This is a genomic window from Micromonospora haikouensis, from assembly GCF_000876225.1.
GTDB classification, from domain to species: Bacteria; Actinomycetota; Actinomycetes; order Mycobacteriales; family Micromonosporaceae; genus Micromonospora; species Micromonospora haikouensis.
The window spans coordinates 1,142,901-1,162,500 of record NZ_JXSX01000003.1 but is presented as its reverse complement, the minus strand read 5'-3'; the positions used below and the strand labels follow the sequence as shown (position 1 = coordinate 1,162,500).

Sequence of the window (19,600 nt, the reverse complement as noted above, 5' to 3'; positions counted from 1 at the left end):
ACTCCCGCAGCAGCCCGGCGACGTCGGGCAGCTCGTCGACGTGCACCAGCCCGGCCTCGGTCAGGGCCGCCCGCAGCGTCTCCGGGGTCAGGTCGTCCAGCGACCCCCGACCGAAGAGGGCCTGGCTGGCGGCGACGGCCTGGGCCGTCTCCCGCTCGCCGTGCACGAGGGTGGTCAACTCCTCGGCGAGGGCCCGCTGGGCGAGCCGGGCCGCCGGCCGCTCCGCGGTCTCCTTCTCCAGCTGCTCGATCTCGTCGCGGGAGCGGAAGCTGAAGTAGCGCAGGTAGCGGACCACGTCGCGGTCGTCGGCGTTGAGCCAGAACTGGTAGAACGCGTACGGGCTGGTCAGCTGCGGGTCGAGCCAGACGGCGCCGCCCTCGGTCTTGCCGAACTTGGTGCCGTCGGCCTTGGTCACCAGCGGTGTCACGAAGGCCTGGACGGGACCGGCCCCCCGGCGGCGGACGTAGTCGACCCCGGCGGTGATGTTGCCCCACTGGTCGGAGCCGCCGAACTGGAGCTGGCAGCCGTGCCGGCGGTGCAGCTCGTAGAAGTCGTGGGACTGGAGCAGCTGGTAGCTGAACTCGGTGAAGCTGATGCCCGTCTCCAGCCGGGCCTTCACCACCTCCCGGGCCAGCATCTTGTTGACCGGGAAGTGCTTGCCGACGTCGCGGAGGAACTCGACCACGGACATCTCGCCGGTCCAGTCCAGGTTGTTGACCAGCCGCGCCGCGTTCTCGCCGGCGTAGGACACGAAGGGCGAGAGCTGGTCGCGGATGCGGTCGACCCAGCCGGCCACCACCTCGGGCGGGTTCAGCGTCCGCTCGGCGCTCTCCTTCGGGTCGCCGATCTGCCCGGTGGCCCCGCCGACGAGCAGCAGCGGCCGGTGCCCGCCGAGCTGGAGGCGGCGGGCCGTGGTGACCTGCATGAGGTGGCCGACGTGCAGGCTGGCCGCCGTCGGGTCGAAGCCCACATAGAAGGTGGCGCTCCCGCCGTCGAGCAGCGCGCGCAGCTCGTCGAGGCCGGTCGAGTCCTGGATGAGGCCCCGCCACTGCAGGTCTTCGGTCAGGGAGTCCCGCCCGGTCGGCGGGAGGCTGCTGTCGGTCACGGTCACCGATTCTCCCCCATCGCCGGAACCGGCCGGTACCGGGTTTGCCGCTGATCACGGTTGGCTAGGCTGGCCCTCCCTGACGCGAGGAGGAGCCGCCGTGGAGATGCCCGAGCTGACCGGGGGCTTCGTCGCCCTGCTCGGCCTGGAGTTCGACGAGGTGAGCGCCGATCGGGTCGTCATCCGGTGGCGGGTCCGCCCGGACCTGCACCAGCCGTTCGGCATTCAGCACGGCGGGGTGTACTGCGCGGTGGTGGAGACCGCCGCGAGCGTCGGCGGCTCGCTGTGGCTGGGCGGGCAGGGCCGGGTGGTCGGGGTGTCGAACCAGACGGACTTCCTGCGCGCGGTCCGCGAGGGCGAGCTGACGGCCGTGGGGACCCCGGTGCACCGGGGCCGCAGCCAGCAACTCTGGCAGGTGGAGATCTCCGACGACGCGGGGCGGCTGGTCTCCCGGGGCCAGGTGCGCCTGCAGAACCTCACCGGCGCCTGATCTCGCCGCCGGCAGAGCCGGGCCGGCCCTGCCGACCCGCCGGCCGGATGCCCGGTTCGGGGCTTAAGGGGCTTTCTGTCCGGATATCGTCGCGGCGATGGCACCCGTCGACCCGCGTCCGAGGTGAGGAAGCTCCTCGCCGCGACGCTCGGCGTGCTCTCCGCCGTCGGCGGGTTCGTGGACATCGGCGACCTGGTGGCGGCGAGCCAGGCGGGGGCGCGCTTCGGCATGGCGCACGCCTGGGTGCTGCTGCTCGGGGTGGTGGGCATCTGCGCGTACGCCGAGATGGCCGGCCGGGTCGCGGCCGTGAGCGGCCGGGCGGTGTTCGACCTGGTGCGGGAGCGGCTGGGCCCCCGGGTGGCGCTGCTGAACCTGGTGGCCTCCTACCTGGTGACCGTGCTGACCCTCGCCGCCGAGCTGGGCGGCGTGGCGCTGGCCCTGCAGCTGGCCTCCGGGCTGAGTTACCTGCTCTGGGTGCCGGTCGCCGCGGCGGCGGTCTGGCTGGTGCTGTGGCGGATGCGCTTCCAGCTGATGGAGCGGGTGTTCGGCCTGGCGGGGCTGGCCCTGGTGGGGTTCGCGGTGGCGCTGTTCTGGCTGCCCACCGACTGGGCGGCGCTCGGGCGGTCGGCGGTGCACGGCGGCGCGGCGGGGCAGGGCTGGGGGGCCTACTGGTTCGTGGCGGTGGCGCTGTTCGCCTCCACGGTCAGCCCGTACGAGGTGTTCTTCTTCTCCTCGGGCGCGGTGGAGGAGCGGTGGAGCGCCGCCGACCTGGCCGACGCCCGGTCCAGCGTGCTGATCGGCTTCCCGGTGGGCGGCTTCCTCGCCCTGTCGCTGATCGCCACGGCCGCGGTGGTGTACCACCCGGGCGGGACGTCGCCGGACTCCCTCGCCCAGGTGGCGCAGCCGGCGGTCCTCGCGTTCGGGGCGGCGGGGCTGGCGGTGGCGGCGCTGGCGTTCTTCGCCGTCACGTTCGGGGCCGCGCTGGAGACGGGGCTGTCCGCCGCGTACGCCGCCGCGCAGTATTTCGGCTGGCAGTGGGGCAAGTGGGTGAGCCCCCGCGAGGCGGCCCGGTTCCACAGCGTGCTGCTGGTCAGCGTCCTGCTCGGGATGCTGGTGCTGCTGACGACGGTCGACCCGGTGACGCTGACGGAGTACATGCTGGTCCTCAGCGCGGTGGTGCTGCCGCTGACGTACCTGCCGATCCTGATCGTGGCCAACGACCGGACGTACCTGGGCGATCGGGTGAACGGGCCGCTGGCGAACCTGCTGGGGGTGGTGTTCCTGCTGGTGATCGTGGTGGCGTCGGTGGCGGCGGTCCCGCTGGCGGTGGTGACGGGGATGGGCCGGTGAGGATGCAGCTCGGCCGGCAGCTGCTCGACCGGCAGATCGTCGACCGCGACGGCCGGCTGGTCGGCAAGGTCGACGACGTGGAGTTCGGCGTCGACGCGGACGGGGTGCTGTACGTGGCCGCCCTGCTCACCGGGCAGGGGGCGCTCGGGCAGCGGATCGGCGGCCGGATCGGGCGGCTCCTCGTCGCGGTTGCCGACCGGTTCACCGAGGAGCGGGCGGTGACGCCGCTGCGCATCCCGTACCGGCTGGTGGAGCGGGTGGACAGCGCGGTGCGGCTGCGGGCCTGCCTCGACGACCTGCCCTCCTCTCCGGTGGAGCAGTGGCTGCGCCGGCACCTGATCGGCCGGATCCCGGGGGCGGACCGTGCGGGCGGGTGAGCTGCTCGGCCGCACCGCGTACGACCTGCACGGCCGGCGGTTGGGTCGGGTGGTGGACGTGGTGGTGCGCAGCGCGGTCCCCGACGGGCGGCTGCGGCTGACCGACGTCGTCGTCGCCGGGCGCTGGTACGCCCGGGTCACCGGGCGGCTGATCGGTGCGGAGCGGCACCCGTCGGGCCCGTGGCTGATCCGCCTGGTCGCCCGGGTGCTGCGCGGCAGCAGCCGTCAGGTGCCCGCCGACGCCGTCCGGTTGGTGCCGCCGGTGCCCGGCTTCCCGTTCGGCGCGGCGCAGCCGGAGCAGCCGGAGGGACCGGAGCAGCCGGAGGGGCCGCCCGCACCGCCGGAGCAGCCGGAGGGACCGGCCGGGCCGGGCTGAGGGTCAGCCCCGGGCCGGGTCGAGGGCGGGCTCGGCGTCGGGCTCCGCGTCGGCGTCCGGCTCGGCGGGGGCGGCGACGCGGCGCAGCCGTACCGCCGTGATGGCCCGCTGGTCGATGTCGGCGACCTCCAGGGCCCAGCCGTCGATGGTGACGTCCTCCCCCGGCACGGTGGGGATGTGCCCCAGCAGGGTCAGGACCAGGCCGGCGACGGTCGTGTAGTCGCCGGCGGGGCGGCCGGGCAGCTCGACGCCGACGTCGACGAGGTCGTGGACGGGGAAGGTGCCGGGCAGCAGCATCGCGCCGTCGGCCTCTGTGCGCACGGCGCGCACGTCCCGGTCGGTCTCGTCGTAGATCTCGCCGACGATCTCCTCGAGGATGTCCTCCAGGGTGACGATCCCGTCGACGGCGCCACGCTCGTCGACGACGAGGGCGATGTGCTGCCGTTCCGCCTTGAACTGGCGCAGCGCATCGACGACCGGCAGCGAGTCGGGCAGCAGCATCGGCGGGCGGGCGCACTCGTCGACGGGCCGGTCGTCGGGCACCCCGACCAGGTCGCGCAGGTGGATCACGCCGACCGCGTCGTCGAGGCCGCCGTGGCGCACCACCGGCGCGCGGGAGTGGCCGGTGGCGGCCAGCACCAGCCGCGCGGCCTCCGCCGTGGTGCCGCTGTCGAGCGTGAAGACCTGCAACCGGGGTACGAGCACCGCGCGCAGCCGCCGGTCGGCGATCTCGACCGCCCCGGCGATGATGGTCCGCTGCTCCTTGGTGAAGCCGTGGTTGCCGGCGACGATGTCGCGCAGCTCGTCCGGGCCGATCTCGTCCGGCTCGTGCTTGGGGTCGAGGCCGACGAGGCGGACCACCAGGTCGCTGGTCGCGCCGAGGGCCCAGACGGCGGGGCGGGTGAGGCTGGCGAGCAGGTCCAGCGGGCGGGCCACCAGCAGCGCCCAGCGCTCGGCGGCCTGCATGGCGATCCGCTTGGGGGCCAGCTCCCCGAAGACGAGGGTGACGAACGTCAGCACCAGGGTGACCAGCACGATGGCGGCCGTCTCGGCGGCGGAGCCGAACACCCCGAGCAGCGGCACGAGGGGCTTGGCCAGGGAGACCGCCGCGGCGGCCGAGGCGAGGAACCCGGCGAGGGTGATGCCGATCTGGATGGTGGCGAGGAAGCGGTTCGGGTCCTTGGCGAGGCGGGCCAGCACCCGGCCGGCCCGTCCGCTGCGTTCCAGCCGTTGGACCTGGCTGTCGCGCAGCGAGACCAGCGCCATCTCGCTGCCGGCGAAGATCGCGTTGAGGACGACCAGGACTCCGACCAGGGCCAGTTGGCTCCAGTAGCTCTGCACGCCCGGTTCTCTCCCTCGCTCCGACGGCCCCGGTCGCGACGACCGGTGGCGCCGCCCGGCGGGCCCGGGCCGGCGTAGGCCCCTCTGTGCCCCGTCGGCGGGTCGGCGAATCCTCCCGCCGCCGACCGGGCGGTCGCGGGGCGGCGGGTCCGCCGGTCGGCCGCCCCGTCCGCGCCGGTCAGGCCCGGTCGGTGGCGGCCAGATCGAGCACGTACGCGTCGTCCTCGGCGCGGAAGCCGAGCCGGTGGTAGTAGGGCGCGACCATGCCGGGCGGGCTGACCACCCGGCGGAACCCCCGGTCGGTGAAGAGGGTGCTGCGCCGGTAGACGAACTCGCCGGGGGTGAAGTCGCGGAACGGCGGGGTGACGTAGTCGAGGTCGACCTGGGCGGTGTCGCCCTCGGCGTGGGAGAGGACCACCCCGACCACCTCGTCGGCGCGGACGACCAGGAACGCGGAGCGGCGGGCGGTGTGCTCGCCCCAGTGGAAGCCCGGGTTGAACCGGGCGATGTCGGCGGCGTGCACGCGCAGCGTGTGGGCCAGGAACTGGTCGTCGACGCCGACCTCGACCACCTGGTACGTCTGCTCGTCGTGCCGGGTGGCGAGCATCTTGCGCAGGTACCACACGTTGATGACGGCGAGCACGACGTTCAGCCCGACCATCGGCCACACGGCGAGAGCGGTGTTGTAGCCGATCAGCACGAGGCAGCCGACGAGGTTGAGTGCGCGCAGCCGGAGGATGCGCGCCTGCAGCAGGGACCAGACCAGCAGCGCCGAGCCGGTCCAGCCGATCAAGTCCAGCCAGTTCACCCCGCGAGACTAGTGCCCGCCCAGCTCAGGCCGGCTGTGGGGCGGTGCCGGGCGGGTGCCGGCGCTCAGGCGGCCAGTTCGAGGACCCACTCCTCGACGACGGCGCGGCGGCCGTTGGCGTACCCCGAGTCCTCGCCGACGACGACGAAGCCGCACTTGCGCAGCACCGCGAGGGAGGCGGCGTTGTCCTTGGCGGCGCGGGCGCGCACCGGGCGGCGCGGCAGCTCGGCCAGCAGGGCGGCGAGGGCTCCGGTGGCGTGGCCGCGGCCCCAGCGGGCCCGGTCGATCCAGTAGCTGACCTCGGTCTGGTCGTCGACGGGGAAGGCGGCCACGTGGCCGACGACGGTGCCGTCGACGGTGACGGTGCGGGTGACGATCGCCGGGTCGGCGCGGATGCGCCGCCAGTGCGCCTCGAACGCCGCCCGGTCCGCCGGGTCGACGGGGCCGAATGCCGCCACCCAGTTGGCCTGCGCATCCTGCTCGAAGGCGAAGAAGTGCGGCAGGTCGTCGTCGCGCACGGGGCGCAGGCGCACGGCCTCGCCGGTCGCGGCGGGCGGGCGCAGATCCTCGGCGGTCACGCAGGCAGGGTACCGGCGGGGTCCGACAGGCCGGGACCTCCGGCCCGGCGGTCGTTCCATCCGGCCCTGTCGGCGGCCCGGCGCGGCCCGCTACCAAGGAGGGGGACGACGTTCCCGCACGGTAGCGGAGTGGAGGGCCGACGCCATGCTCAAGTACGTCTACGACTTCTTCGAGGGTGACCGGAGCCGGGCGGACCTGCTGGGCGGCAAGGGGGCGAACCTGGCGGAGATGACGCGGCTCGGGCTGCCCGTGCCGCCGGGCTTCACGATCAGCACGGCCGCCTGCCGGGCGTACCTCGCGCAGGGTGCCCCGCCGGCCGGCCTGTTCGACGAGGTGAACGCCCACCTGCGGGAGGTGGAGGCGCGGCTGGGCCGGTGGCTCGGCGACCGGCACGACCCGCTGCTGCTGGCCGTGCGCTCCGGCGGCCGGTTCTCGATGCCGGGGATGATGGAGACGATCCTCGACATCGGGCTCAACGACGCGACCGTGGGCGGCCTGGCCGCGCACAGCGGGGACGAGCGGTTCGCCTGGGACTCGTACCGGCGGTTGATCCAGATGTTCGGCCGGACGGTGCACGGGGTGCCGGCCGAGGAGTTCGAGCGGGAGCTGGCGGCGGTGCGGGCAGCGGCCGGGCCGGGCGGGCCGGGCGCGGCGGCGCTGCGCGACCTGGTGGAGACGTACAAGAAGGTGTACGCCCACCACGTGGGGCACGACTTCCCGCAGTCCCCGCACGAGCAGCTCTACCTGGCCATCCGGTCGGTCTTCGAGTCGTGGAACGCCGACCGGGCGGTGCTGTACCGCCGCCGCGAGCACATCCCGGACGACCTGGGCACGGCGGTCAACGTGATGGCGATGGTCTTCGGCAACCTGGGCCCCGACTCGGGCACCGGGGTCGCGTTCACCCGCGACCCGGCCACCGGCGCGCCCGGGGTGTACGGCGACTACCTGCCCGACGCGCAGGGCGAGGACGTGGTGGCGGGCATCCGCAACACCGTCGGCCTGCCGGAGCTGGAGCGGATCGACCCGGTGAGCTTCCGCCGGCTCACGGAGATCATGCGGACGCTGGAGCGGCACTACCGGGACCTGTGCGACGTGGAGTTCACCATCGAGCGCGGGAAGCTGTGGATGCTGCAGACCCGGGTCGGCAAGCGCACCCCGGCCGCCGCGTTCGTGATCGCCGCGCAGCTCGTCGACGAGGGACTGATCAGCGCGGACGAGGCGCTGCACCGGGTCAGCGGAGGGCAGCTCGCGCAGCTGATGTTCCCCGGCTTCGACCTCGACGCCGCGCCCGTGCCGCTGGCCACCGGCGTCGGCGCGTCGCCCGGCGCCGCCGTGGGGCGGGTGGTGTTCGACTCGGCCGCCGCCGCGGCGGCCACCGAGCCGGTGATCCTGGTGCGACGCGAGACCAACCCCGATGACCTGCCCGGCATGATCGCCGCGCAGGGGGTGCTGACCTCGCGGGGCGGCAAGACGTCGCACGCCGCGGTGGTGGCCCGGGGCATGGGCCGCACCTGCGTCTGCGGGGCCGAGGCGGTGCGGATCGACCCGGAGCGCGGCGAGTTCACCGTCGGCGACCGGGTGGTCCGGGCCGGCGACGTGATCTCCATCGACGGCAGCACCGGCCGGGTGTACGCCGGGTCGGTGCCGGTGCGGCCCTCCCCCGTCGCCCGCTACCTCGCCGGCGAGCTGTCGCCCGAGGCCGATCCGCTGGTCGCCGCCGTGCACCGGCTGCTCGGCCACGCCGACGCGGTGCGCCGCCTCGGGGTACGCGCCAACGCCGACACCCCCGCCGACGCCCGGCGGGCCCGCGCGTTCGGCGCGGGCGGGATCGGGCTGTGCCGCACCGAGCACATGTTCCTCGGCGAACGCCGCGAGCTGGTGGAACGGCTGATCCTGGCCGACGGGCCGGCGGAGCGGGACGCGGCCCTGGCGGCGCTGCTGCCGTTGCAGCGGGCCGACTTCGTCGGCATCCTCGCCGCGATGGACGGGCTGCCGGTGACGATCCGGCTGATCGACCCGCCGCTGCACGAGTTCCTGCCCCCGCTGCACGAGCTGACCGCCCGGGTGGCCCGGGCCGAGGCGCTGGGCGAGGACCCGGGGCGCGACGGGGCGCTGCTGGTCGCGGTGCGCCGGATGCACGAGGCGAACCCCATGCTGGGGCTGCGCGGGGTGCGGCTCGGACTGGTCGTGCCGGGGCTGTTCGCGATGCAGGTGCGGGCGGTCGCCGAGGCGGCGGCCCAGCGGCGACGCGACGGCGGCGATCCCCGGCCCGAGATCATGGTGCCGCTGGTCGGCGATGTGCGGGAGCTGACCGCGGTGCGGGTCGAGGCCGAGCAGGTGCTCGCCGGGGTCGAGGGCGCGCCGGAGATCCCGATCGGCACGATGATCGAGGTGCCCCGGGCGGCGCTGACCGCCGGGGAGATCGCCGCCGAGGCGCGGTTCTTCTCCTTCGGCACCAACGACCTGACCCAGACGGCGTGGGCGTTCTCCCGCGACGACGTGGAGGGGGCGTTCTTCGGGGCGTACCTGGAACGCGGGATCTTCCCGGTCTCCCCGTTCGAGAGCATCGACACCGCCGGGGTGGGGCGGCTGGTCCGCCTGGCCGTGGCGGAGGGCCGGGCGGCCCGGCCGGAGCTGACCGTCGGCGTGTGCGGCGAGCACGGCGGCGACCCCGACTCGGTCGAGTTCTTCGCCGAGGTCGGCCTCGACTACGTCTCCTGCTCGCCGTACCGGATCCCGATCGCCCGCCTGGCCGCCGGACGGGCCGCGGTGCGCCCGGCCGGCGCGCCGTCCGACAGCCGCTGACCCGACAACCGAACGGAGGTCGCGCCATGACCGCGATCCTGAACGCCACCGGACCCGCCCCGCTCTCCCCACTCCCGCGCCCGCCGTCGCCCGCTCCGCAGTCGCAGGCCCAGTCGGCGCAGGCACCGTCGGCGGCGGCGCTGTCGCAGGTGCCGGCGCAGATGTCGCAGGCGCAGGCGTCGCAGGCGCAGGCGGCACAGGCACAGGCGCAGGCGGCACAGGCGCAGGCGTGCCCGGAGGCCGGGCAGCGGCCAGGCGGGCAGGTCGGGCCCGTGCTCGTCCTGCCCGGCACGTCGCCGGCGGCGGTGGTGCCGGTGGCCCGCGACGGCCGACCGGTCGGCGCGTTCGTGCTCGCCGGTGGGCGGGTGCGCTACCGCTCGCTGGTCGACCCGGACCAGGTGCTCGCCGCGGCGGCCGGGGCGCTGGCCGTCGGGCTGGTCACCGCTGCGGTGGCGGTGGTGGCCGGCCGGCGTCGCCCGCCGGCCATCGGCACGGTGCGGATGGGACCGGGCGGGTGGGTGAGCCTGCGGGGCGTGCGTGCCCCGGCCCTGCGCTCGACCGCCCCCCGCCCCTGGTGGGCCCACGTCCTACGCGCCCACCGCCTCCCCGCATCCCCCCGCTGACCCGCTGAACCGGTGCCCCCTGGTTCGGTGATCAAGAGGTTTGCGTCAGGTTTCGCCCCGGCCATGACGCAAACCTCTTGATCACCGGGCGGGGGGCGGGGGGCGAAGGTCCTGGGTGGGGTGGTCCGGGGACTCTGCCTTCGGCGGGGCGGGCGGAGCAGATTGAGGGTGGAAGCGACAACGGAGCTGGGAGGCCCCCGATGCGTGCGAGTGTCGTCACCGCGTTCGACCGTCCACTGGAGATGTTCGACCTGCCCGTGCCGGAGCCGGGCCCGGGCGAGATCCTCGTCCGGATCGAGGCCAGCGGCCTGTGCCACACCGACATCCACGCCGCCCGCGGCGACTGGCCGGTCAAGCCGAACCCGCCGTTCGTCCCCGGGCACGAGGGCGTCGGCATCGTCGAGCGGATCGGCGCGGGGGTGACCGAGCACGCCGTCGGCGACCGGGTGGCCCTGCCCTGGCTCGGCTGGGCGTGCGGGACCTGCGCGTACTGCGTCACCGGGTGGGAGACGCTGTGCGAGTCGCAGCGCAACACCGGGTACGCCATCGACGGCGCGCACGCCGAGTACGCGGTCGCGTCGGCCCGCTACGCCGTGGCCGTCCCCGCCGGGGTGGACCCGGCCGAGGCGGCCCCGCTGACCTGCGCCGGCGTCACCACGTACAAGGCGGTGAAGGTAGCCGGGGTGCGGCCGGGCGACCGGGTGGCTGTCTTCGGCATCGGCGGCCTGGGCCACCTCGCCCAGCAGTACGCGCAACTGTTCGGCGGCGAGACGGTCGCCGTCGACGTCACCGCCGAGAAGCTGGCCCTGGCCGCCTCGCTCGGCGCGACGCACACCGTCGACGCCGCCGACGTCGACCCGGTCGAGGCGATCACCGCGCTCGGCGGGGTGGACGTGGCGATCGTGCTGGCCGCCGACCCGCGCGTCGTCGAGCAGGCGCACCGCTGCCTGCGCCGCGGCGGCCGGCTGGTGCTGGTGTCGCTGCCGAAGGACAACGAGGTCACCCTGCCGGTCTTCGAGACCGTGCTCAAGGGCATCACCGTCATCGGCTCGATCGTGGGCACCCGCGCCGACCTGGCGGAGGTGTTCCGGCTGCACGCCGCCGGCCGCACCCACGTCGCGTACGAGGTGCGCAAGCTCGACGAGATCAACGAGGCGATCGAGGACGTGCTGGCCGGCCGGGTCGCCGCCCGCCTCGTGCTCCAGCCGTGACCCGCCACCTCACCGACCGGAAGGACACGACGATGACCGGCACCGAGCACATCCGCGACCCGTGGCGGGGCTTCGCCGACGGGGCGTGGCGCACCAGGATCGACGTGGCGGACTTCGTGCGCCGCAACCACGAGCCGTACACCGGCGACGCCGGCTTCCTCGCCGGCCCGACCGAGCGGACCCTGGCGGTCTGGGGACGGCTCACCGACATGTTCGGCGAGGAGCGCCGCCGCGGCGTGTACGACGTCGACCCGGCCACTCCGTCCACGATCACCGCCCACGCCCCCGGGTACATCGACGCCGACCGGGAGCTGATCGTCGGGTTGCAGACCGACGCGCCGCTGCGCCGGGCGATCATGCCGGCCGGCGGGCTGCGGATGGTCGAGACCGCGCTGCGGGCGTACGGCTACGAGCCGGACCCGGCGGTGCACCGGATCTACACCCGCTACCGCCGGACCCACAACGACGCGGTGTTCGACGCGTACCCGGCGGACGTCCTCGCGGCGCGGCGCTCGCACATCATCACCGGCCTGCCCGACGCGTACGGGCGGGGCCGGATCATCGGCGACTACCGGCGGGTGGCCCTGTACGGGGTGGACCGGCTCGTCGCCGAGCGCCGGGCGCTGAAGGCGGCCCTGGACGACCGGCCGTCGACCGACGACGTGATCCGCGAGCGGGAGGAGCTGGCCGAGCAGATCCGCGCCCTCGGCGAGCTGACGCAGATGGCCGCCGCCTACGGGTACGACATCTCCGGCCCCGCCACGACCGGCCGCGAGGCGATCCAGTGGCTGTACTTCGCGTACCTGGCCGCCACGAAGGAGCAGAACGGCGCGGCGATGTCGCTCGGGCGGACCGCGAACTTCGTGGACGCCTACCTGCGGCGGGACCTCGCCGAGGGGCGGCTGGACGAGGCCGGCGCGCAGGAGCTGGTCGACGACTTCGTGATCAAGCTGCGGATCGTGCGGTTCCTGCGCACCCCCGAGTACGACCAGCTCTTCTCCGGCGACCCGACGTGGGTCACCGAGTCCCTCGGCGGGATCGGCGCCGACGGCCGGCCGCTGGTGACCCGCACCAGCTTCCGCTACCTGCAGACCCTCTACAACCTCGGGCCGGCGCCGGAGCCGAACCTGACCGTGCTGTGGTCGCCCCGGCTCCCGGAGGGGTTCAAGCGGTTCTGCGCCCAGGTGTCGCTGGACACCAGCGCCATCCAGTACGAGAACGACGAGCTGATCCGGCCCGCGTACGACGACGACACCGCGATCGCCTGCTGCGTGTCGGCGATGCGGGTCGGCAAGGACATGCAGTTCTTCGGGGCGCGGGCGAACCTGGCCAAGGCGCTGCTGTACGCGATCAACGGCGGCCGGGACGAGCTGACCGGCGACCAGGTCGCCCCGCCCGCCCCGCCGGTCGGCGGCGAGACGCTCGACTACGACGAGGTGCTCGCCGCGTACGACCGGACGCTGGACTGGCTGGCCGAGACGTACGTGGACGCGCTGAACGTCATCCACCACATGCACGACCGGTACGCCTACGAGCGGCTGGAGATGGCGCTGCACGACCACCCGGTGCACCGGTTCATGGCCACCGGGGTCGCCGGGCTGTCGGTGGCGGTGGACAGCCTCGCCGCCATCCGGTACGGCCGGGTGAAGGTGCTGCGCGACGCCACCGGGCTGGCCGTCGACTACGCCGTGGAGGGCGAGCCGCCCACGTACGGCAACGACGACGACCGGGCCGACGAGATCGCGGTGTGGCTGGTGGAGACGTTCGCGGAGAAGCTGCGCCGGCAGCGCACCTACCGCGACGCGGAGCTGACCATGTCGGTGCTCACCATCACCTCGAACGTGGTGTACGGCAAGCACACCGGCAACACCCCCGACGGGCGGCGGGCCGGCGAGCCGTTCGCCCCCGGCGCGAACCCGATGAACGGGCGGGACACCCACGGCCTGGTCGCATCGGCGCTGTCGGTGGCGAAGCTGCCGTACGACGCGGCGCGCGACGGGATCTCGCTGACCGGCACGGTCACCCCCGACGGGCTGGGGCACACCCGCGACGAGCGGATCGCCAACCTGGCCGGGGTGCTCGACGGGTACGCCGACGCGGGCGGGTTCCACCTCAACGTCAACGTGCTGGACCGGGCCACCCTGCTCGACGCGATGGCCCACCCGGAGCGCTATCCGCAGCTCACCGTCCGGGTCTCCGGATACGCGGTGAACTTCGTCCGGCTCACGCCGGAGCAGCAGCGCGACGTGGTCTCCCGCACCTTCCACGGTTCGCTGTGACCGGGCCGCTGGCGACCGGCCGGGCCGGCGGGGCTTCCGCCCCGCCGGCCGGGCGGGAGCTGACCGGCGCGGTGCACTCGTGGGACCTGTCGATCGGGGTGGACGGCCCCGGCACGCGGTTCGTGGCGTTCCTGGCCGGCTGCCCGCTGCGCTGCCGGTTCTGCCACAGCCCGGACACCTGGTACCGGCGCAGCGGCCGGCACCAGACGGTCGACGAGCTGATGGCCCAGGTCCAGCGGTACCGGCGGTTCATCTCGGTGGCCGGCGGCGGGGTGACGATCAGCGGCGGCGAGCCGCTGATGCAGCCCCGGTTCACCGGCGAGGTGCTGCGCCGCTGCCACGCCCTGGGCCTGCACACCGCCCTGGACACCTCCGGCTTCCTCGGTGCGCGCGCCGACGACGCCCTGCTCGACGCCACCGACCTGGTGCTGCTGGACGTCAAGTCGCGCGACCCGGCGACGTACCGGCGGGTGACCCGCACCGGGGAGATCGGCCCGACCCTGCGCTTCGGCCGCCGGCTGGCGGCCCGGGGCACCACGATCTGGATCCGGTTCGTGCTGGTGCCCGGCCTCACCGACGCGCCCGACAACGTCGCCGGGGTCGCCGACTTCGCCGCCGAGCTGCCCAGCCTGCAACGGGTGGAGGTGCTGCCGTTCCACCGGCTCGGCGCACACAAGTACGCCGAGCTGGGCCTGACGTTCCCGCTCGCCGACACCGAGCCGCCCACGCCGGAGCTGCTGGACCGGGTACGCGGCCAGTTCGCCGCCCGGGGCCTGACCGTCAACTGAGCACCCGGCAGTCCCGGGACGTCGGCCCGCCGGGTCGCGGGATCATGACAGGATCGGGTGCCATGAGGGAATCACGGACGTCCCATCGGGTCCTGGGCCGGCTGGCCCCGGCGCGGGCAACGGGCGCGGCGGCCACCGGCGCCCAGGCGACGGGGGCGCGGGCGGTGGGCGCGCTCTCCGCGGGGGCGATGGCCGTCGGGGCGCTGGCGGTGGGGGCGAGCGCCCTGGCCGTCGTCGCGATCGGGCGGCTGGCGATCCGCCGGGCGGTGATCCGGGAGCTGCGCATCGGTCGGCTGGAGGTCGACGAGCTGATCGTGCACCGCCGCGTCGACGGCGACGCCGTCCGGGGCTCCACCGAAGCCGGGTGACGTCCGGTCGCGGGGATGGTCGGCCGTGGCCAGGGTCCGCAGCCGGGGCGAGGCCGTGGGACAGGGCCGTCGATGCTGCGAGACGGCACATAGGGAGCTGAGTCATCTACGTCATCACCCACCCCTCCGCCCCGCCCCGCCCCGGCGCACGGTGATCAAGAGGCCTGCGTCGTCGCCGAGGTCAACCCGGCGGGCGCGCGTGAGTGCGTGAGTGCGTGATGTCGTTTTCGACTCAGCTCCCTATGCGCCGGCAGGAGCCGCCCCCACCGGACGGCGCACCCAGGGGCGAGACGGGCCAGAACCCGGCCCGAGGTCCGGGTCAGCCCGTCGGGGGCAGCGCCATCGGGTAGCCGTAGAGGTCGAGCAGGCGGATGCGGGCCGACTGGAGCCGGTCCACGACCACGCTCATGAACCGGGTGGTGAGCTGCCGGCCGAACGCGTCGTCGTACTCCATCATCCGGCGTACCCCGGCGGCGGTGAACTCCACGGCCGGGGTGCGGCGCACGGCGACCGCGCCGAACTGCCACCGGTACGGCGGGAACAGCCAGGACCAGCCGAGCACCCCGCCCGGGCCGATCGTGTCGATGCCCACGTCGCCGCGCCCGGGGACCGGGAAGTCCAGGGCCACCTCACCGCCCCGGACCAGCCAGAACCGCTCGGCGGGCTGACCGGCCCGGAACAGCCGGTGCCCGGGGTGCCAGACGACGGGTCGGGCGTACCCGGTGAGCCGGGGCAGCCACTCCTCGGGCACGCCGGTCAGGAACGGATGTTCGCGGAGCATGTCGAGCGGGGTCATCGGCGGGTCTCCTCGTCGTGGGAGGGGCCCGGCGCGCGGCCGGGCCCCGTGGTCACCTCAGTGGGCGCCGCCGTGCTCGACGGTGATCGGGATCTCCCGGGCGGTCGGCTCCGTCTCGCCGACCGTGGCGGTGATCTCCAGGATCCCGTCGGCGTACGCGGCCCTGAGGGTCTCCTGCTTCAGCCCCGCGGGCAGCGGGACCAGCCGGGAGAAGGAGCCGTAGTGGAACTCGGTGCGGACCTTGTCGGCGTGGCTCTCCCGGCGCACCACGTCCAGCCGCAGGTTCTCCCCGGTCAGGGTGATCCGCACGTCCTTGGCCGGGTCGACGCCCGGCAGTTCGGCGCGCACCACGTACCGGTCGCCGTCGAGGTAGTCCTCGACCCTGATGGTCGGGGCCAGCATCGGCAGCCAGGACAGGTTGGTCCAGTCGAACGGCGCGAGCGTGCCGCCGCCCCTGAACTTCGTGACGGTGGACATCTTCGACCTCCTTGTCGATCGTCCTGCCTCCCATCCGACTCCTGTGCGGCCTGTGGCGTCAGGGCCGTTGGTCCCGGGCCACGCGGGAGAAACGCCTCTGCCGCCGCGCCGGCCGGCGGCGCGACGGTGGAGGGGGACGGCGTGCCCGGTGACGCGCCGCGCGGACAGGGAGGTCAGTGGTGGCAGTACCCGTCGGACGGGAGCGGACCGATGCTCGCTGACACCCGACCCCGCACGGCCGCGCCGGACGGCCCCGCCGAGCCGACGGGCCTGGGGGCCGCCGAGGCCGCCGCGCGGCTGGCCGCCGAGGGCCCCAACAGCGTCGCCCGGCCGCAGCGCCGGCACCTGGCGACCCGCGTCCTGCGTCAGCTCGCCGACCCGCTGGTGGCGCTCCTGCTGGCCGCGGCCGTGGTCACCGGCGTGCTCGGCGACTGGCCGGACACCGCCGTCATCGCCCTGGTGGTGCTGGTGAACACCGCGATCGGGGTGGTGCAGGAGGTCCGCGCGGACCGCGCGATCGCCGCGCTGGACCAGCTCGCCGCACCGACCGCCCGGGTCGTCCGCGACGGCACGGACCTGATCGTGCCGGCATCCGCCGTGGTCCGTGGCGATCTGGTACGCGTCGAGGCCGGCGACGTCGTCCCGGCCGACCTGCGGCTGGAGCGGGCCAACCGGCTGCACCTGGACGAGTCGGCGCTGACCGGCGAGTCGGTACCGGTGAGCCGGGACGTCGGCGAGGAGGTCGCCGCCGGCACGGTGGTGACCGTGGGCCGGGGCACCGGCACGGTGGTCCGCACCGGCCCCGCGAGCGCCCTGGGCCGGATCAGCACGCTGGTGTCGGCCACCCGCCCCGGGGCCACCCCGATGCAGCGCCGGCTCGCCGGCCTGGGTCGGCTGCTGGGGCTGGTCGCGGTGGGGCTGTCCGCGCTGGTCTTCGGCATCGGCGTGCTCGGCGGCCGGCCCGTGGTGGACATGGCGATCACGGCGGTGAGCCTGGTCGTCGCGGCGGTGCCGGAGTCGCTGCCGGCCGTGGTGACCCTGGCCCTGGCGCTGGGGGCGCGACGGATGGCCACGGCGCGGGCGATTCCCCGGCAGTTGCACGCGGTGGAGACGCTGGGCTCGGTGACCGTCATCGCGTCCGACAAGACGGGCACGCTCACCGAGGGCCGGATGGCGGTGCAGCGGGCGGTGACCGCCGACGGCTCCGGCTACGAGGTGACCGGCTCCGGCTACGAGCCGCGCGGGACGGTGCGCCGCGAGGGCGGGGCGGTGGGCGTACCCGACGAGCTGCGCCGCCTGGCGCGGGCCGGGCTGCTCTGCAACGACGCCGCGCTGGCCCCGCCCACGCAGGAGCGGCCGGGGTGGGCGGCGGTCGGTGACCCGCTGGAGGCGGCGCTGGTAGCCTTCGCCGCGCGGTGCGGGCTGGACCCGGTGATGACCCGGGCGGCGTGGCCCCGGGTCGCCGAGCACCCGTTCGACCAGGCGAACCGGCGGATGACGACGGTGCACCGGTCCTGCGACGGCCGCTGGCTGGTGGTGTGCAAGGGCGCGCCGGAGAACGTGCTCGCCGCGCCGCTGCTCGACGCGGACGACGCGGAGATCGCGGCGCTGACCGCGCGGGCGCACGAGCTGGCGGGGGCGGGGCTGCGGGTGCTCGCGGTCGCGGCGGCGCTGGTGGACACGATCCCCGACCCGGCCGCGCCGACCGGGCTGCGCCCGGTGGGGCTGGTCGCGGTCGGCGACCCGCTGCGGGCCGGGGCCGCCGAGATCGCGCGCCGGTTCGACGCCGCCGGCGTACGGCTGCTGCTGGTCACCGGCGACCACCCGGCGACGGCCGCCGCCATCGGCGGGCAGCTCGGCCTGTGGCGCGACGGCGACCCGGTGGTGCGGGGCGACGACGGCGACGTGACCGACGCGCACCCGGCGGCCCGGGTGTACGCGCGCACCCAGCCGGAGCAGAAGCTCGACATCATCGCCGGGTTGCAGGCGCAGGGGCACGTGGTGGCGATGACCGGCGACGGCGTCAACGACGCGCCCGCGCTGCGCCGCGCGGACATCGGGGTGGCGATGGGCGGCGGCACGGAGGTGGCCCGCCAGGCCGCCGACCTTGTGCTGGTCGACGACGACCTGTCCACGGTGGCCGCCGCGATCGGCGAGGGGCGGCGCAGTTACGACAACATCCGCCGGTTCCTGCGCTACGCGCTGTCCGGCGGGGTCGCCGAGATCGCGGTGATGCTGCTCGGCCCGCTGTGCGGGCTGGCCGTGCCGCTGCTGCCGGCGCAGATCCTCTGGGTCAACCTGCTCACCCACGGGGTGCCGGGGGTGGCGCTCGGCGCGGAGCCGGCCGAGCCGGGCACCCTGCGCCGGGCACCGCGCTCGCCGCAGGAGTCGGTGCTGGGCGCGGGCCTGGGGCGCGACGTGCTGCTCACCGGGGCGCTGATCGCGGCCGTGGTGCTCGGCGCCGGGGTGCTCGCCGCCCGGTGGGACCGGCCCTGGCAGTCGGTCGTCTTCGTGGTCCTCGGGCTGGCCCAGCTCGGGGTGGCGCTGGCGGTGCGGGCCCCGCGGCCGGCGCGCCGCGGCAGCGTCCTCGCGGCCGGGCGGGCGGGCAACCCGGCGCTGCTGGTCGCGGTGGCCGTCTCGGCGCTGCTGCAGGTGGCCGGCGTGCTGGTCGAGCCGCTGCGGGTGCTGCTCGGCACCGACCCGCTCGGCGCGGCGGACCTGCTCGCCTGCGCGGCCGTGGCCGTGCTCCCCGGCGTGGCGCTACGCCTGCTGCGGCCCCGGGGCGCCTCGGAGGGCCCGCACGACCCGGCGACCGACGGGCCGGGGCACCCGGACCGGGACCAACGGCCCGCCGGTCGGGTCCGGCGGCCCTGACCGGCGCGGCCCGGTCGGGGCAGGCTGGAAGCGGAAGAAGGAGGACGTGATGACCATCAGATCCGGTGCCCCCGTCGTGGTGGGCGTGGACGGTTCCGACTCCGCGCTGAACGCGGTGCGGGTGGCGACCCGGGAGGCCGAGGCGCGGCACCGCCCGCTGCGGGTGGTGCACGCCTTCATCTGGCCGCTGCTCGGCACCCCGCTCGGGCCGGCCCCCGGCGGCCCGCCCGACGCCGGGCTGCGCAACTACGCGGAGCGGATCGTCGCCGACGCCGTCGCCGAGGCGAAGAAGGTCTCCACCGAGGTGGACGTGACCGGCGAACTCGTCGACGGCTCCCCCGTCCCGGTGCTGCTGCGCGAGTCCCGCGACGCGGCCCTGCTGGTGCTGGGCTCGCGGGGCCTGGGCGGCTTCGCCGAGCTGCTGGTCGGCTCGGCGGCGATCGGGGTGTCCGCGCGCGCCGACTGCCCGGTGCTCGTGGTGCGCGGCGAGGCCCGCGCCGACGGGCCCGTGGTGGTGGGCGTCGACGGTTCGGCGCTGTCCGACGAGGCGATCGGGTTCGCCTTCGAGGAGGCGGCGCACCGCGACACCGACCTGGTGGTCGTGCACGCGTGGCTCTTCCCCACCCCGGCCGCCCCCGGCGCGGTGCTGCCCCTGGTGTACGACCTCGACGCGCTGGCCGAGGAGGAGGAGCGGGTGCTCGCCGAGTCCGTCGCCGGCTGGTCGCAGCGGTACCCGGAGGTGACGGTGCACCGGCGCCTGGTCCGGGGCACACCGGCCCGGGTGCTGGTCGAGGTGTCGCGGACCGCGCAGCTCACGGTCGTCGGCGCGCACGGCCGGGGCGCGTGGGGCGGGCTGCTCCTCGGCTCGGTCAGCCACGCCGTGCTGCACCACGCCGACTCCCCGCTGGCGATCGTCCGCCACCACCGCTGAGGTGCAAGGAAGGGCCCCTTCT

18 protein-coding genes (1 of these 18 running past the window's edge) are annotated in these 19,600 nt (G+C 75.2%); 12 read left to right on the top strand and 6 right to left on the bottom strand.

The genetic code is table 11. The features are described 5' to 3' along the window. Positions 1 to 1,105: the 5' portion of a tyrosine--tRNA ligase gene (gene tyrS / locus TK50_RS26475; RefSeq protein WP_043969395.1), read on the bottom strand. Its footprint begins 182 nt before the window's first position; only the first 1,105 of its 1,287 coding nucleotides appear in the window; the start codon lies at positions 1,103 to 1,105; its stop codon lies beyond the left edge, outside the window. Between the two features lie 100 nt (positions 1,106 to 1,205). Here tyrS and TK50_RS26470 point away from each other — a divergent pair, with 100 nt between their 5' ends. From TK50_RS26470 to TK50_RS26455, 4 genes are all read left to right on the top strand, one after another. Further along, the gene (locus TK50_RS26470) at positions 1,206 to 1,595 is read left to right on the top strand and encodes a PaaI family thioesterase (RefSeq protein ID WP_043968077.1); all 390 of its coding nucleotides are present in this window, start codon (positions 1,206 to 1,208) and stop codon (positions 1,593 to 1,595) included. Positions 1,596 to 1,718: 123 nt separating this feature from the next. Beyond that, a complete protein-coding gene (locus TK50_RS26465) occupies positions 1,719 to 2,945 on the top strand; it encodes an NRAMP family divalent metal transporter (protein WP_043968075.1) in 1,227 nt (408 codons plus the stop codon). Positions 2,946 to 2,947: 2 nt separating this feature from the next. Further along, positions 2,948 to 3,322, top strand: a complete 375-nt coding sequence (locus TK50_RS26460; RefSeq protein WP_241774167.1) for a hypothetical protein — start codon at positions 2,948 to 2,950, stop codon at positions 3,320 to 3,322. Further along, a complete protein-coding gene (locus TK50_RS26455; protein WP_043968071.1) occupies positions 3,309 to 3,698 on the top strand; it encodes a hypothetical protein in 390 nt (129 codons plus the stop codon). Before TK50_RS26460 ends, TK50_RS26455 begins: the two co-directional genes overlap by 14 nt. 3 nt (positions 3,699 to 3,701) lie before the next feature. Here the strand turns inward: TK50_RS26455 and TK50_RS26450 are convergent, their stop codons facing one another. From TK50_RS26450 to TK50_RS26440, 3 genes are all read right to left on the bottom strand, one after another. After that, a complete protein-coding gene (locus TK50_RS26450; protein ID WP_043968069.1) occupies positions 3,702 to 5,039 on the bottom strand; it encodes a hemolysin family protein in 1,338 nt (445 codons plus the stop codon). A gap of 178 nt (positions 5,040 to 5,217) precedes the next feature. Then, complete coding sequence (locus TK50_RS26445) at positions 5,218 to 5,847, bottom strand: hypothetical protein (RefSeq protein ID WP_043968067.1); 630 nt, start codon at positions 5,845 to 5,847, stop codon at positions 5,218 to 5,220. Between the two features lie 65 nt (positions 5,848 to 5,912). Then, positions 5,913 to 6,425, bottom strand: a complete 513-nt coding sequence (locus TK50_RS26440; protein WP_228987124.1) for a GNAT family N-acetyltransferase — start codon at positions 6,423 to 6,425, stop codon at positions 5,913 to 5,915. Positions 6,426 to 6,570: 145 nt separating this feature from the next. Between TK50_RS26440 and ppdK the strand changes: the two genes are divergently transcribed. From ppdK to TK50_RS26410, 6 genes are all read left to right on the top strand, one after another. Next, entirely contained in the window at positions 6,571 to 9,231 is a 2,661-nt protein-coding gene (gene ppdK, locus TK50_RS26435) for a pyruvate, phosphate dikinase (protein ID WP_043968065.1), read from the top strand. Between the two features lie 26 nt (positions 9,232 to 9,257). After that, the gene (locus tag TK50_RS35190) at positions 9,258 to 9,854 is read left to right on the top strand and encodes a hypothetical protein (protein WP_043968063.1); all 597 of its coding nucleotides are present in this window, start codon (positions 9,258 to 9,260) and stop codon (positions 9,852 to 9,854) included. A 200-nt stretch (positions 9,855 to 10,054) separates the two neighbouring features. Further along, complete coding sequence (locus TK50_RS26425; RefSeq protein ID WP_043968062.1) at positions 10,055 to 11,065, top strand: alcohol dehydrogenase catalytic domain-containing protein; 1,011 nt, start codon at positions 10,055 to 10,057, stop codon at positions 11,063 to 11,065. Positions 11,066 to 11,097: 32 nt separating this feature from the next. Then, on the top strand, positions 11,098 to 13,344 hold the full coding sequence (gene pflB / locus TK50_RS26420) for a formate C-acetyltransferase (protein WP_043969393.1): 2,247 nt from the start codon (positions 11,098 to 11,100) through the stop codon (positions 13,342 to 13,344). Next, entirely contained in the window at positions 13,341 to 14,132 is a 792-nt protein-coding gene (pflA, locus tag TK50_RS26415) for a pyruvate formate-lyase-activating protein (RefSeq protein ID WP_338390912.1), read from the top strand. Before pflB ends, pflA begins: the two co-directional genes overlap by 4 nt. Before the next feature lie 62 nt (positions 14,133 to 14,194). Further along, positions 14,195 to 14,500, top strand: coding sequence for a hypothetical protein (locus TK50_RS26410; protein WP_082106624.1), 306 nt, complete (start codon positions 14,195 to 14,197; stop codon positions 14,498 to 14,500). A gap of 319 nt (positions 14,501 to 14,819) precedes the next feature. On the opposite strand, the gene TK50_RS26405 is transcribed toward TK50_RS26410, so the two are convergent. Beyond that, complete coding sequence (locus TK50_RS26405; protein WP_043968061.1) at positions 14,820 to 15,296, bottom strand: cyclic nucleotide-binding domain-containing protein; 477 nt, start codon at positions 15,294 to 15,296, stop codon at positions 14,820 to 14,822. Positions 15,297 to 15,353: 57 nt separating this feature from the next. Then, a complete protein-coding gene (locus tag TK50_RS26400; RefSeq protein ID WP_091283338.1) occupies positions 15,354 to 15,773 on the bottom strand; it encodes an Hsp20/alpha crystallin family protein in 420 nt (139 codons plus the stop codon). A 210-nt stretch (positions 15,774 to 15,983) separates the two neighbouring features. Between TK50_RS26400 and TK50_RS26395 the strand changes: the two genes are divergently transcribed. Beyond that, positions 15,984 to 18,647 (top strand): cation-translocating P-type ATPase, encoded by a 2,664-nt coding sequence (locus TK50_RS26395; protein WP_043968060.1) that lies wholly within the window; start codon positions 15,984 to 15,986, stop codon positions 18,645 to 18,647. Positions 18,648 to 18,696: 49 nt separating this feature from the next. Further along, the gene (locus TK50_RS26390; protein ID WP_043968059.1) at positions 18,697 to 19,578 is read left to right on the top strand and encodes a universal stress protein; all 882 of its coding nucleotides are present in this window, start codon (positions 18,697 to 18,699) and stop codon (positions 19,576 to 19,578) included. Positions 19,579 to 19,600: the final 22 nt, after the last annotated feature.

Excerpts from the sequence above, each read along its gene's own strand:
- TK50_RS26460 (WP_241774167.1), top strand. The coding sequence starts at position 2,948 with ATGCAGCTCGGCCGGCAGCTGCTCGACCGGCAGATCGTCGACCGCGAC.
- ppdK (WP_043968065.1), top strand. The coding sequence starts at position 6,571 with ATGCTCAAGTACGTCTACGACTTCTTCGAGGGTGACCGGAGCCGGGCG.
- TK50_RS35190 (WP_043968063.1), top strand. The coding sequence starts at position 9,258 with ATGACCGCGATCCTGAACGCCACCGGACCCGCCCCGCTCTCCCCACTC.
- TK50_RS26425 (WP_043968062.1), top strand. The coding sequence starts at position 10,055 with ATGCGTGCGAGTGTCGTCACCGCGTTCGACCGTCCACTGGAGATGTTC.
- pflB (WP_043969393.1), top strand. The coding sequence starts at position 11,098 with ATGACCGGCACCGAGCACATCCGCGACCCGTGGCGGGGCTTCGCCGAC.
- TK50_RS26410 (WP_082106624.1), top strand. The coding sequence starts at position 14,195 with ATGAGGGAATCACGGACGTCCCATCGGGTCCTGGGCCGGCTGGCCCCG.
- TK50_RS26405 (WP_043968061.1), bottom strand. The coding sequence starts at position 15,296 with ATGACCCCGCTCGACATGCTCCGCGAACATCCGTTCCTGACCGGCGTG.
- TK50_RS26400 (WP_091283338.1), bottom strand. The coding sequence starts at position 15,773 with ATGTCCACCGTCACGAAGTTCAGGGGCGGCGGCACGCTCGCGCCGTTC.
- TK50_RS26395 (WP_043968060.1), top strand. The coding sequence starts at position 15,984 with ATGCTCGCTGACACCCGACCCCGCACGGCCGCGCCGGACGGCCCCGCC.
- TK50_RS26390 (WP_043968059.1), top strand. The coding sequence starts at position 18,697 with ATGACCATCAGATCCGGTGCCCCCGTCGTGGTGGGCGTGGACGGTTCC.